The sequence below is a fragment of the Pseudomonas sp. ZT5P21 genome, assembly GCF_054897785.1.
Genome location: NZ_CM142705.1, coordinates 228750 through 241918 on the forward strand (window position 1 = coordinate 228750; position 13169 = coordinate 241918).

Consider the following 13169-nt stretch of genomic DNA (forward strand, 5'->3'; position numbering starts at 1 on the left):
TGTTTGTGGTAAAGCCCATGCCAGGCAATGACTAGGATAAGTACAGCTTATGTATGACGCGCTGGGTGATTTGTCCCTTGATCTGCTCCGTGCTTTTGAAGCGGCGGCGCGCCAGCGCAGCTTCACTGCGGCAGCGGTCGAACTCGGCACCACGCAGCCAGCAATCAGTCAGCAGATCAAACGGCTGGAAGATCAGCTCGCCACACGGCTGTTCGATCGCATCTATCGCGGCATTGAGTTGACTGAGACCGGGACGATTCTTTTCGAACAGGTTCAGCTCGGTTTGCAGAATATCGACGCAGGGTTAAGCGCAATCAGCGCACAGCATCAGCATGAAGTATTGCAAGTCGCCACCGATTTCGCCTTCGCCGCCTATTGGCTGATGCCTCGCCTGCACCGCTTTCATGCCGCCAATCCACAAGTGGATGTCAGCCTGGTCACCAGCGAACGCAGCCTCAATATGCTACGCACCGATATTGATGTGGCGGTGCTGTTCGGCGACGGACGTTTCAAACAGGGCGAAAGCCATTGGCTGTTCAGCGAAGAAGTATTTCCGGTGTGCAGTCCGCTGCTTTTGAAGGATCGTTCCCTGCCCTTGTCTGCACAGTCGCTGCTGGAGTTTCCGTTGCTGCATTTGCGCGGCGAAAACAGCGGTAACTGGTTCGACTGGAGCGGCGTGTTTCGCGAGTTGGGGATCACGTCGGCGCCAGCGCCCGGTCAGTTGCGTTTCGACAATTACACCTTGTTGATTCAAGCGGCGATTGGCGGTCAGGGTGTGGCGATTGGCTGGCGGCACCTTGTGGATAACTTGCTCGCGCAAGGTTTGTTGTGTCGACCGATTGCAGACACCGTCATTTCCCGCTTGGGTTATTACGTGGTCCTGCCTCAGCGCAAACGGCGCGGGGTGTTGATTCAACAGTTTGTGGACTGGCTGATGGAGGAACAGGCCAGCAGTGCGCAGTCGCTCAATGGATTACCTTTGCCCTCGATTGCGGTGTGAAAGCAAAAAGATCGTCCGAACGCGACCCGAGCCTTCGGACGATCTTTTTATTGTTCCGAAGCTGCGACGAAATTCACGTGCTCGCCAACGTGAAGGTTCAGCTGCAGTTCATCGGCAATCCCCGCTGCGACACGGCTCAACCGTTGAAGCGGTTCGGCCAGCCCGGGTTCCAGGCTGCTACTGACCTGACTGAAATGCTCAATCGTCAACCCCGCAACGCCGCGTGGCGCATTGACCAGCGTCCAGTGCAACGCGCTGCTTTGCAGAGCCTCGCGGATTTCTTCGGCGGCGTGGCGTTGCAGTTGATCCTCGATCTGCGCATCGTCCAGCACCTCGAAATCGCCCACCAGAAACAGTCTGGCAATGCCGGCGGCCTGCATGCCATCGATCAGCGCATCGACAGCCAGTACTTGCTCGACCGGGCCCGGCACGATGGTTTTTTCTACGTGCTCGCTGTTGAACGGCAAGCCTGGTGCGTCCAGTAGACAGATGACGGCCGAACAGCCCGCTACGCTTTGCTTGACTCGCTCGGCGTCAAACAGATCACCGGTCTTGGTGCGCAAACCGGGGCGCGGCGCCAGCGCCGTCAGGTCGTCGAGAATCGCGATCACTTCATGTTGGCGCCGCAGCATTTCAGCCATCAGCGCACTGCCCAAGCTGCTCATGGCACCATAAAGCACCACTTTCACCACTGGGGTTTCGGCATTTTTCATGGCTGAGCTCCACACTTTCCTACGTATATATGGTGTGTGACCCGTGGAAAACGGTGAGGGTTCGACCGGGTTTTGGAGCGATTCAGATGACCTGGACCTGTCTGTTTTTTGATCACAGGGTTTCTTCGGCTTCACCCGGCAGGTGCTCGTCCAGGTGCAACCACGGCAGACGGCTGTCCGTCCAGATGTGCCGCTCGGCCGGGGCCTGCTCGGGATGGTCCAGGGTGGCGATTGTCAGGTCGATGCTCTCGGGACTGAGATGTGTCACCAGCGCCAGCTGCGCCCCACAGTTCGGGCAGAAATACCGTACGCAGCTTGATGAAGAAGCGTACTGCGCCGGTGCGCCTTTCACCCACTCAAAGACTGACGCGGGCACGGTGATCCAGGTGGTCACGATCCCGCCGCTGACCCGTCGGCAAATCGAGCAATGACAGTGGGCGATGTCCTGCAACGGACCACTGAATTGATAGCGCAGGTGTCCGCAATGGCAGCCGCCGGTGTGAATTGTGACCATGCTGTTTCCTCCTGTTGCGTATGTACCGACGCTTCCCCGACCCGGCCCGACGACCGGTTGCCCATCCGGTCAATGCTTTCACCGCCGAAAGCTGGGTGAAAGCTTCCCCGATTAGGATCGCCCCACTGCCGGCAACAGACCGGTCGGCCAATGCCAGTGTTTTTATCGCTTGCACAGCCCATTTAACAACAACAATGGTGATCCTGATGTCCTTTGCTACCCGCCGCTTCGCTGCAACTCCGCCCGTACGCCTCGTGCTTCCCGTTCTGCGCTGACCCACCCGGTTCGCTCATTCCCTAGCCGCGCTACGCCTGGAGTATTCCCATGCTGACTTTCCTTGGCTTTGCCATGGTCATCACCTTCATGTTCCTGATCATGACCAAGCGCCTTTCCGCGCTGATCGCCCTGATCATCATCCCAATCGTCTTCGCCCTGTTCGGCGGTTTTGCGCCGAAGATCGGCCCGATGATGCTCGAAGGCATCACCAAGCTTGCGCCGACCGGCGTGATGCTGATGTTCGCCATTCTCTACTTCGCCCTGATGATCGATTCCGGGCTGTTCGACCCGGCTGTGCGCAAGATCCTCAAACTGGTCAAGGGCGACCCGTTGAAAGTGTCGGTCGGCACCGCCGTACTGGCGCTCGTCGTTTCGCTCGATGGTGACGGTGCGACCACTTACATGATCTGCGTGGCCGCCATGCTGCCGCTCTACAGCCGCATCGGCATGAGCCCGCGGATCATGGCCGGGCTGATCATCCTCGCCGGCGGCGTGATGAACATGACCCCATGGGGCGGCCCGACCGCCCGTGCGGCCAGTGCGTTGCACGTGGACCCTTCGGCCATCTTCGTACCAATGATTCCGGCGATGGCTGCCGGTGTCCTGGCCATCCTCGCCATCGCTTACTTCTACGGCAAACGTGAACGTGCGCGTCTGGGTGAACTGCATCTGGTGGGTGACGAAATCGACCACAGCGAAATCAGTGTTTCGCAATTCCCGGATGCCCGTCGTCCGAAGCTGATCTGGTTCAACGGCGCCCTGACTTTCGCGCTGATGTGCACCCTGATCGCAGGCCTGCTGCCGTTGCCGGTGCTGTTCATGGTGGCATTCAGTATTGCAATGATCGTCAACTATCCTTGCCTGCAACAGCAGAAGGATCGCGTCGCGGCTCACGCCGGTAGCGTGCTGGCGGTGGTCGGTCTGATCTTTGCCGCGGGCATTTTCACCGGTATTCTGACGGGCACCGGCATGGTCGATGCGATGTCGAAAAGCCTGTTGGCGGTCATCCCGGATTTCCTCGGCCCCTACCTGGCCGTGATTACCGCGCTGGTGAGCATGCCGTTCACGTTTTTCATGTCGAATGACGCATTTTATTACGGCGTGTTACCAGTACTTGCCGAAGCGGCCAGTCATTACGGTATAACCGCGGTTGAAATGGCACGTGCCTCGATCGTCGGTCAGCCCGTCCACTTGCTGAGCCCGCTGGTACCATCGACGTATTTGTTGGTGGCCCTGGCCGGGATTGACTTCGGTGACCATCAGCGCTTCACCCTGAAATGGGCAGTGCTGGTGTGCATGTGCATACTGGTCGCCGCGTTGCTGATGGGGATTTTTCCGCTGTTCAGCACTTTATAAGCCCAAGACTCATCACAACGGGTCCTGGCTTTGCTGTTTGAAGCCCGGGCCCGTTGTGGTTTAACACTCGCTCAAAGGAATACACATGGAATGGCTGACCAACCCTGAAATCTGGGTTGCCTTCTTTACCCTGACCGCCCTGGAAATCGTCCTGGGTATCGATAACATCATCATGATTTCGATCCTGGTCAGCCGCATGCCCAAGCACATGCAGGCGCGCACCCGGATTTTCGGCCTGGCGCTGGCCATGGTCACGCGGATTCTGTTGCTGCTGTCGATCACCTGGGTCATGCGCCTCACCACAGATCTGTTCGTCGTGTTCGGCCAGGGCATTTCCGGGCGTGACCTGATCCTGTTCTTCGGTGGTCTGTTCCTGCTGTGGAAGAGCTCGCAAGAGATGTACCACGCACTGGAAGGCGAAGACGAAACCCACGACGAGCCGACAGGCAAGGGTGGTAGTTTCATCTACACCATCATCCAGATCGCGATCATCGACATCGTGTTCTCCCTGGATTCGGTGATTACCGCGGTCGGTATGGTTTCCCATGTCCCGGTCATGGTCGCAGCGATCATCGTCGCCGTACTGGTGATGATGCTGGCGGCTGGCACCATCAGCGCATTCATCGACAAGCACCCGTCGCTGAAAATGCTGGCGCTGTCGTTCCTGTTGCTGGTTGGTACCGTGTTGATTGCCGAGTCCTTCGAAGTGCACTTGCCAAAAGGCTACGTCTACTTCGCCATGGCGTTTTCGCTGGCGGTGGAAGCGGTCAACATCAAGATGCGCACCGCGATGGCGAAAAAGCGCAAACAGCAGGATCCGGTAAAACTGCGCAAGGATATTCCGGGGCAATAAAACTTTGTAGGAGCGAGCTTGCTCGCGATGGTCGTTAACGATAACGCGTGCTGACTGAATGTACGCGGTGTCCTTGTTACCATCGCGAGCAAGCTCGCTCCTACATGAATCGGGGGCCTTCGGGCCCCTTTTTCACGTCTGCATCAAGCTGTTTCATGACAGTTTTGTTTCAATCACTTCTTTAGCTATGCGATGCTGGCGCCCGGGCCGTTAGCCAACTACAGCTTAAGTACACAACGTAGAACGTCGCGGTACCGTCAACTTGCTCCTTTGGGGCGCTAGCACCACAGGGGGCCGTATGCTCACCCTGCTCAATCTGCTCTCTGCCGTCGCCTTGTTGATCTGGGGCACGCACATCGTCCGAACCGGCATCCTGCGGGTCTACGGTTCCAACCTGCGGCATGTGATCGGCCAGAACATGTCCAGGCGTTGGCTGGCGTTCATCGCCGGTATCGTCGTAACGGCCATGGTCCAGAGCAGCAACGCTACTGCCATGCTCGTCACCTCCTTTGTCGGTCAGGGCCTGATGGCGCTGACACCGGCGCTGGCGACCATGCTCGGTGCCGACGTGGGTACAGCGCTGATGGCGCGGGTCCTGACCTTCGATTTGTCTTGGCTGTCGCCGCTGCTGATTTTCATCGGGGTGATTTTCTTCCTGTCGCGCAAACAGACGCGGCTCGGGCAGATGGGTCGCGTCAGCATCGGCCTCGGGCTGATCATCCTGGCGCTACAACTGATTGTCGAAGCGGCTGCGCCGATCACCCACGCCCAAGGGGTCAAAGTGATTTTCGCTTCGCTGACCGGCGACATCCTGCTCGACGCTCTGGTCGGCGCACTGTTCGCGATGGTTTCTTACTCCAGCCTGGCCGCTGTCTTGCTGACCGCGACCCTGGCCGGCGCCAGCGTAATCAGCCTGCCCGTGGCCATCGGCCTGGTGATCGGCGCTAATATCGGCAGCGGCATTCTTGCGTTCATGAGCACCAGCATGCAGAACGCCGCGGGCCGTCAAGTGGCGCTCGGAAGCCTGCTGTACAAGCTGATCGGCCTGTTGCTGATCATCCCGGTGCTCGACCCGCTCGTGCACTGGATCGACAGTCTGGATTTCAGCCCACAGGAAATGGTCATCGGCTTCCACCTGCTCTACAACACCGCGCGCTGCCTGATCCTGCTGCCAAGCGTCGGGCCGATGGCCAGGCTTTGTGCGTGGCTGCTGCCGGAGCGGCAGGAAATCAACGGCACCGCCAGACCGCGACACCTTGACCCGACGGCGCTGGTGACCCCCAGCCTGGCGCTGGCCAACGCCGTCCGGGAAACCCTGCGCCTCGGCGATCTGATCGACAACATGCTGGAAGCCATGCTCGACGTGCTGCGCGGCAAGCAAACCGCCGTCACCCAGGAAATGCGCCGGCTGACCGATGATGTGGAAGCGCTCTACAGTTCGATCAAGCTCTATCTGGCGCAGATGCCTCGTGAAGACCTCAGCGAGCACGACAGTCGGCGCTGGGCGGAAATCATCGAGCTGGCGATCAACCTCAAACTTGCCAGCGATCTGATTGAACGCATGCTGCGCAAGGTGCAACAGCAGAAAACCTCGCAGCGCCGGTCTTTTTCCGAAGTGGGTCTGGACGAATTGGCGGGGCTGCACAGTCAGCTGATTTCCAATTTGCGCCTGGGACTGTCGGTGTTCCTTAGCGCCGACAAGGAAAGTGCCCGCCAGTTGCTGCGGGAGAAACGTCGCTTTCGCGCACAGGAACGCCGCCTGGCCCATGCACATGTCAGCCGGTTGCAACGCAAGATCGCGCAGAGTATCGAGACCAGTTCGCTGCACCTGGAGCTGATCGCCGACATGAAGCGCTTGAATTCACTGTTCTGCAGCAGTGCGTATGTGGTGTTGGAAACGTCTGACACTGGTGCGCTGGTCGTCGACGATTTGGCTGACATCACGCATTCGCCTTGAACGTCTGGCCGTGTGGTCAGTCAGTAACATTGGTTCAGCGTTAAGGCCATTCGCGAGCAAGCCCGCTCCCACATTGGTTTTGTGAACACCGCAAATTACCTGTGGGAGCGGGCTTGCTCGCGAAGACGGCCTGACTGACTACACGGATCTCCAATCGCTCGTACGGAAACTTGTTATGCGTTGTCTGCTGTTCGCCTGTCTGCTAGTTGGATCACTGCCATCGTTCGCCCTGGATCGCTTTCAGGTCGAGGGCTATACGCTGCCCAACGGTTTGCAAATGCTGCTCAAGCCCGGCACCGAACGCGGGCACGTGGCGATTCGTCTGGTGGTCGGCATCGGTATCGATGATTTCAGCTGCGCCGACAAGGAACTGCCGCACCTGCTCGAGCACCTGCTGTTCAGCGGCATCGACACTACTGGCGAAGGCGGTCTGGAAGAACGCATGCAGGCACTCGGCGGAGAGTGGAACGCTTACACCAGCAACGCCGATACCACGTTCGTCATCGAGGCCCCGGCGAAAAACCAGCGCAAGGTCCTCGATCTGTTGCTGGCGTTGTTGACTCAGACCCGAATCGACGACAACGCCATCAAGGCCGCCAAGCAGGTGGTCGAGCGCGAGGACGGTGGCCATTACTCGCACTTGCAACGCTGGCTGGATCGTCAGGACCTGGGCCACACGGCGAGCAATCAACTGGCCGTGGAGCTGGGCCTCAAATGCCCGGAAAGGGCTGAGGTCGATCACCTGACCCGAAACCAACTGGAGACGGTGCGCAAAGCCTGGTACGCGCCGAACAACATGACACTGATCATGGTCGGCGACCTTGAGCGCTTGTTACCGGCCTATCTCGAACGGGCCTGGGGCGAACTCGAAGCGGTTGACCCGACCGATCACCCGCCACTGCCGCAAATCCAGGCCAGTGCGGCGCACGAGCGCACGTTGAGTCGCGGCGTCGTCGGTGGTGGCGCGAAGTTGCACTGGCTGGTGCCGGAGCCGGTGCTGGAAGGCCAGCACGACGAAACCTTCGATCTGCTCAAGGACTATCTGGACTGGGCGCTCTATCGCCAGTTGCGCCTGGCGCACAGTTTGTCCTACGGCCCCTCGGCTGAACGAGAGGTGTTTGGCGGCGTGGGTTTCATGAGCCTCAACGCCGACCTTGAGCGCGAGGATGTGCCCGACGCCGAACAGGTGCTGGAAGAGTTGAAGGCCGGGCTGTTGAAGGACGGCCTGGACGCCGACACGTTCAACCGCCTCAAGCAGGCGGCCATCGCTCGTCAGGCCTGGGCGGTGCAAGGCAACAGCGCGCTGGCCGATTACTACTGGAGCGCGCTAAGTGACTACGAGGATGGCCGTTTCGCTGACCCGGCCAGGGAACTGCGGGGCGTGACGCTGGAAGAGGCCAACAAGGCCATGCGCGAGTTGCTCTCGCAACCGGGCTATCTGCGGATCGAGAAGCCGTTGATGAGTGATGACCAGTTGTTGTGGGCGATTGCCGGGGTGTTCGCTTTTATTTTGCTCGGGCTATTAGCCTGGCGCGTCCATCGCAGCCGTTAGCCAATTCCTGTGGCTGCGGGGCTTTTGTGGCGAGGGGATTTATCCCCGGTTGGGTCGCGAAGCGGCCCCCAGCGTCCGGCCCAACAAAACTGAATTGTACGGATTGGCGACTGCTTCGCAGCCGAACGGGGCGGTGCGACGTTTCGCTAAATCCCCTCGCCACAGTCAGATATCCAATCCGGGTTTTGTATTTGCCAAAGTGATCGGCACACTCGCCATACCGCCCTTCTCAGCGTTAACCTGTCGGGGATTTTTCCCACGACTATTGTGAATCGCCGAATGCCTACCCTGACCTTGTTCGTACAGCGCATCCTCGAATTGATGAAGCGCTACCCAGGGGTCATTGCGCTCGGCGGTTTCATCTCTGGTGTCGGCAGCTTCATGCTGGTGGATCGTCAGCAAGGCCTGGCGACCTGGATCACCATCATCATGGTGCTCAGCTGGATCTGGCTGATGCTGGAAAACAGCCTCACCAAGCTCTTCACCCGGGTCTTCAAACGGGAAATCCCCCAGCCGTTGCTGCGCTACGCCACGCAGATGATCCATCAGGAAAGCCTGTTCTTCGTCTTGCCGTTCTTTTTCATCACCACCACCTGGAACAGCGCCCAGCTGTTTTTCACCGGGCTGCTGTGCATCGCTGCGCTGATTTCCATTACCGACCCGCTCTACTACAAATGGCTGGCGCCCCGGCGTTGGGCGTTCCTGGCGCTGCACACGCTGACGCTGTTTGCCGCCCTGCTGACCGCCCTGCCCGTCATCCTGCACCTGACCACGTCCCAGAGCTTCAAACTGGCCCTGGGCACGGCCGTCGTCCTGTCGTTCCCGAGCCTGGCATCGATCTTCCCGATCCGAACCCTGCGCAATGCGCTGGCAATTCTGAGTATCACCGTCGGCATCGGCGGCGTGGGTTGGGTGCTGCGCTCCTGGGTGCCGCCGGCCACCTTGTGGATGACCGATGTGGCGATCAGCACCCAGGTGCAGGACCGCACGCCCGGCAAAAGCCTGAAAGAAGTCAGCGCCGAGCAGATCCGTGGAAACGGCCTGTACGCCTACACGGCGATCAACGCCCCGCGCGGTCTCGGCGAGCGGATTTACCACGTCTGGCAGTTCAACGGTAAAGAAGTCGACCGCATCGCGCTGGACATCCACGGCGGGCGCAAGGAAGGCTATCGCGCCTGGACGCACAAGCAGAATTTTCCCGGTAACCCGGCGGGCAACTGGCAGGTTCGGGTGCTGACCGAGGACGGCCAGTTGATCGGTGTGTTGCGCTTCAAGATCACGGACAGCACACCGACCAAAGAAAAGTAATGCGGTTCGTGCTATTACGTAGCTCTGCGTAACAGCCGAACAAGCACGGAGCTTATGACCAGCAACACAACGCCCGGCAGTGCCTTGATGGACACCTCGCACACCCCTGCGCATTTGCGGGTCGTGGGTGACTGGACGCTCGCCCATTACGCCGACCTCAAGGACCTGAGCGAAAAGCTTCACGGCCAATACGACGACAGCACCCACATTGACCTCAATGGCCTCGGTGCGCTCGACACCGCTGGAGCATCGCTGCTGGTGGAATTGCTCGGTTCGGACCGACTCGGTAAATCCACCGAACATCCCGCCTGCACCTTGTCTGGCGCCGATCGTGCCCTGTTACAGACTGTTTATCGCTCAATGACCGATTTCTGCGTGCCGATCAAGGAACCGGAAATCGGCGTCGGCGTCCAGCTGCTGACCCGCATCGGCCGCGCGGTGGACGCTGTCTGGCAGGACACCTTGCAACTGTTGGGTTTCGTCGGCCTGATCCTGGAAACCATCGCCCGTGGATTATTTCGCCCGAAGCGCTGGCGCATCACGCCAATGGTCGCGCACATCGAGCAAACCGGCCTCGACGCCGCGCCCATCGTCGCCCTGCTGACGTTTCTGGTGGGCGCCGTGGTGGCGTTTCTCGGGGCGACGGTGCTGGCGAGTTTTGGGGCGAGCATTTTCACCGTGGACCTGGTGGCGTTCTCCTTCCTGCGTGAGTTCGGGGTGTTGCTGACGGCGATCCTGATGGCCGGGCGAACTGCGAGTGCGTTCACCGCGCAGATCGGCTCGATGAAGGCCAATGAAGAAATTGACGCCATTCGCACCTTGGGCCTCGACCCGATGGAGTTGCTGGTGGTGCCGCGCGTATTGGCGCTGCTGGTGGCGCTGCCGATGCTGACCTTTCTGGCGATGCTGTCGGGAATTGTCGGCGGTGGAGTGGTGTGCGCCGTGGCACTGGATATCTCGCCGGCGATGTTCCTCTCGCTGCTGCAAACCGACATCGGTGTTCAGCACTTTTTGGTGGGGATCGTCAAAGCGCCGATCTTTGCGTTCCTGATCGCCGCCATCGGGTGCCTTGAAGGCTTCAAAGTCAGCGGCAGCGCCGAGTCCGTGGGCGCGCACACCACGTCGAGTGTGGTGCAGTCGATTTTCGTGGTGATCGTGCTCGACGCCGTGGCTGCACTGTTTTTCATGGAGATGGGTTGGTGAGTCGTCTACCCCGAGCGCCCTCCGAGGCGGTGATCGAAGTCCGTGGGCTGTGCAATCGCTTCGGCCGCCAGAGCGTGCACGAGAACCTCGACCTGGATCTGTACAAGGGCGAAATCCTTGCGGTGGTCGGCGGTTCCGGCAGCGGCAAATCGGTGCTGCTGCGCAGCATTGTCGGCTTGCGCCAGCCCAGCGAGGGGGTGGTGAAGGTGTTCGGAAAAAATCTGCCGACGCTGTCCGAAGACGAGCGGTCCAGGGTCGAACGGCGTTTCGGTGTGTTGTTCCAGAAAGGCGCGCTCTTCTCTTCGCTGACCGTGACCGAGAACGTCGCCCTGCCCCTCATCGAACACGCCGGCCTGAGCCGCAACGATGCCGAGCACCTGGCGGCGGTCAAACTGGCGTTGGCCGGGCTGCCACTGTCGGCGGCCGACAAGTATCCCGCTTCGCTGTCTGGCGGGATGATCAAGCGCGCGGCGCTGGCCCGTGCGCTGGCGCTGGATCCGGACATCCTGTTTCTCGACGAACCCACCGCAGGTCTCGACCCGATTGGGGCGGCGGCCTTCGATCAGTTGATCCTGACCCTGCGCGATGCGTTGGGCTTGAGTGTGTTTCTGGTCACCCATGACCTCGACACGCTCTACACCATCACCGATCGCGTGGCGGTGCTGGCGCAGAAGAAAGTGCTGGTGGCGGACGCCATCGACAAGGTCTCGGAAACCGACGACCCGTGGATTCACGAATACTTCCATGGCCCTCGCGGCCGCGCGGCGCTGACGGCCGCCCAACAGTTGAATGAGGTCTGAGATGGAAACCCGAGCCCATCATGTATTGATCGGCCTGTTCACCGTGATTGTGGTGGCAGCCGCCCTGCTCTTCGGCTTGTGGCTGGCCAAGTCCAGCGTCGACACCGAGTTCAAGGACTACGAAATTGTTTTCAACGAGGCGGTCAGTGGCCTGTCCAAGGGCAGTGCCGTGCAATACAGCGGGATCAAGGTCGGCGACGTGGTGACCTTGCGCCTGGACCCGAAAGACCCGCGTCGGGTGCTGGCGCGGATTCGGCTGGGCGGCGATACGCCGATCAAGGAAGACACCCAGGCCAAACTGGCGCTGACCGGGATTACCGGAACGTCAATCATCCAGCTCAGTGGCGGCACACCGCAGAGCCCGACGCTCAAGGGCAAGGACGGCGACTTGCCGACGATTGTGGCATCGCCCTCGCCCATCGCCCGTTTGCTCAATGACAGCAACGATTTGATGGCCGGCGTGAACGTGTTGATGCACAACGCCAATCAACTGTTTTCCTCGGAGAACGTCGAGCGCATCAGCAAGACACTGGAACATCTGGAACAAACCACCGGCACCATCGCCGATCAGCGTGGCGACATCCGTCAGGCGATGCAGCAACTGGCGTCGGTCGGTAAACAGGCCGGCGCTACGCTGGAACAGACGTCAGCGCTGATGCGCAGCGCCAACGGTTTGCTCAACGACCAGGGCAAGCAGATGTTCGGCAGCGCCGAGCAAGCCATGAAGTCGCTGGAACAAAGCAGCGCGACGATCAACAAACTGCTCACCAACAATCAGGACTCGCTCAACAGCGGCATGCAAGGTCTCAATGGCTTGGCTCCGGCGGTGCGTGAGCTGCGCGATACCCTGACGTCATTGCGCGCGATTTCCCAGCGCCTGGAAGCCAACCCCAGCGGTTACCTGCTGGGCAATGACAAGAACAAGGAGTTCACGCCATGAAGCTGACTCACATTGCCCTCCTCGGCGCTTTTGCATTGACCGGCGCCTGTTCGATCCTGCCCAAATCCGATCCGTCCGATGTGTATCGGTTACCTTCGGCCCAGAACAGCACCACAGCCAGCCATGGCACGCCGCAACGCTGGTCGCTGCGTCTGACCAAGCCGCAGGCCAGCGAAGCGTTGAACAGCCCGCAAATTTCCGTGATTCCTCACGGCGATCTGATCAGCAGCTACAAGGCTTCACGCTGGAGCGACCCGGCGCCGGTGCTGCTGCGCAATCGACTGCTTGATGGTTTCCAGCGTGATGGTCGGGTGCCGTTGTTGAGCACCGATGACAGCAATTTCCAGGCGGATCTTGAATTGGGCGGCAATCTGCAAGCGTTTCAGACCGAGTATCAAGGCACAGCTGCCAGCGTGGTCGTGCGACTCGACGCGTTGTTGGTGCGCGGTTATGACCAGCGCATTCTCGCCAGCCGTCGCTTTGAAGTGCGCCAGCCGTTGAGTGATGTGAAGGTGCCTGCGGTGGTTGTCGGGTTTGGCCAGGCGAGTGATCAGTTGACGGCGCAGGTGGTGAGTTGGGCGGTTGAGCAAGGGCAGAAAGTTGCGCAGCCACCAAAGCCTTGAAGGACACCGCAAACCTAATGTGGGAGCGAGCTTGCTCGCGATAGCGGTGTGTCAGTCAGCATCTACATAGACTG

12 protein-coding genes are annotated in these 13169 nt (G+C 59.9%); 10 read left to right on the forward strand and 2 right to left on the reverse strand.

From position 1 onward, the window contains the following. The first annotated feature begins 49 nt into the window (after positions 1-49). Positions 50-1000: a choline sulfate utilization transcriptional regulator gene (locus tag ACYZT9_RS01060; protein ID WP_462008164.1), complete on the forward strand. Its 951-nt coding sequence runs from the start codon at positions 50-52 to the stop codon at positions 998-1000. Positions 1001-1047: 47 nt separating this feature from the next. Here ACYZT9_RS01060 and ACYZT9_RS01065 read toward each other — a convergent pair whose 3' ends face one another. Together ACYZT9_RS01065 and ACYZT9_RS01070 are read right to left on the reverse strand one after the other, a co-directional pair. Then, positions 1048-1713: an NAD(P)-dependent oxidoreductase gene (locus tag ACYZT9_RS01065; protein ID WP_462008165.1), complete on the reverse strand. Its 666-nt coding sequence runs from the start codon at positions 1711-1713 to the stop codon at positions 1048-1050. 112 nt (positions 1714-1825) lie between these two features. After that, positions 1826-2227 (reverse strand): GFA family protein, encoded by a 402-nt coding sequence (locus ACYZT9_RS01070; protein WP_462008166.1) that lies wholly within the window; start codon positions 2225-2227, stop codon positions 1826-1828. Between the two features lie 324 nt (positions 2228-2551). Here ACYZT9_RS01070 and ACYZT9_RS01075 point away from each other — a divergent pair, with 324 nt between their 5' ends. The 9 genes from ACYZT9_RS01075 to ACYZT9_RS01115 all read left to right on the forward strand — a co-directional run bounded on the left by ACYZT9_RS01075 (position 2552) and on the right by ACYZT9_RS01115 (position 13095). Beyond that, positions 2552-3859, forward strand: coding sequence for a CitMHS family transporter (locus ACYZT9_RS01075; protein WP_462008167.1), 1308 nt, complete (start codon positions 2552-2554; stop codon positions 3857-3859). An 85-nt stretch (positions 3860-3944) separates the two neighbouring features. Next, the gene (locus tag ACYZT9_RS01080) at positions 3945-4712 is read left to right on the forward strand and encodes a TerC family protein (protein ID WP_462008168.1); all 768 of its coding nucleotides are present in this window, start codon (positions 3945-3947) and stop codon (positions 4710-4712) included. A 298-nt stretch (positions 4713-5010) separates the two neighbouring features. Then, a complete protein-coding gene (locus ACYZT9_RS01085) occupies positions 5011-6669 on the forward strand; it encodes a Na/Pi cotransporter family protein (protein ID WP_462008169.1) in 1659 nt (552 codons plus the stop codon). A 175-nt stretch (positions 6670-6844) separates the two neighbouring features. Further along, positions 6845-8221, forward strand: a complete 1377-nt coding sequence (locus ACYZT9_RS01090) for a M16 family metallopeptidase (RefSeq protein WP_462008170.1) — start codon at positions 6845-6847, stop codon at positions 8219-8221. 279 nt (positions 8222-8500) lie between these two features. Beyond that, a complete protein-coding gene (locus tag ACYZT9_RS01095; protein WP_462008171.1) occupies positions 8501-9529 on the forward strand; it encodes a DUF5924 family protein in 1029 nt (342 codons plus the stop codon). Positions 9530-9583: 54 nt separating this feature from the next. After that, on the forward strand, positions 9584-10732 hold the full coding sequence (locus tag ACYZT9_RS01100) for an ABC transporter permease (RefSeq protein ID WP_462008172.1): 1149 nt from the start codon (positions 9584-9586) through the stop codon (positions 10730-10732). Continuing rightward, the gene (locus ACYZT9_RS01105; RefSeq protein ID WP_462008173.1) at positions 10729-11532 is read left to right on the forward strand and encodes an ABC transporter ATP-binding protein; all 804 of its coding nucleotides are present in this window, start codon (positions 10729-10731) and stop codon (positions 11530-11532) included. The genes ACYZT9_RS01100 and ACYZT9_RS01105 overlap by 4 nt, the downstream gene beginning before the upstream one ends. A gap of 1 nt (position 11533) precedes the next feature. Continuing rightward, complete coding sequence (locus tag ACYZT9_RS01110; RefSeq protein WP_462008174.1) at positions 11534-12472, forward strand: MlaD family protein; 939 nt, start codon at positions 11534-11536, stop codon at positions 12470-12472. Further along, a complete protein-coding gene (locus ACYZT9_RS01115) occupies positions 12469-13095 on the forward strand; it encodes an ABC-type transport auxiliary lipoprotein family protein (RefSeq protein ID WP_462008175.1) in 627 nt (208 codons plus the stop codon). Before ACYZT9_RS01110 ends, ACYZT9_RS01115 begins: the two co-directional genes overlap by 4 nt. The last annotated feature ends 74 nt before the right edge of the window (positions 13096-13169 follow it).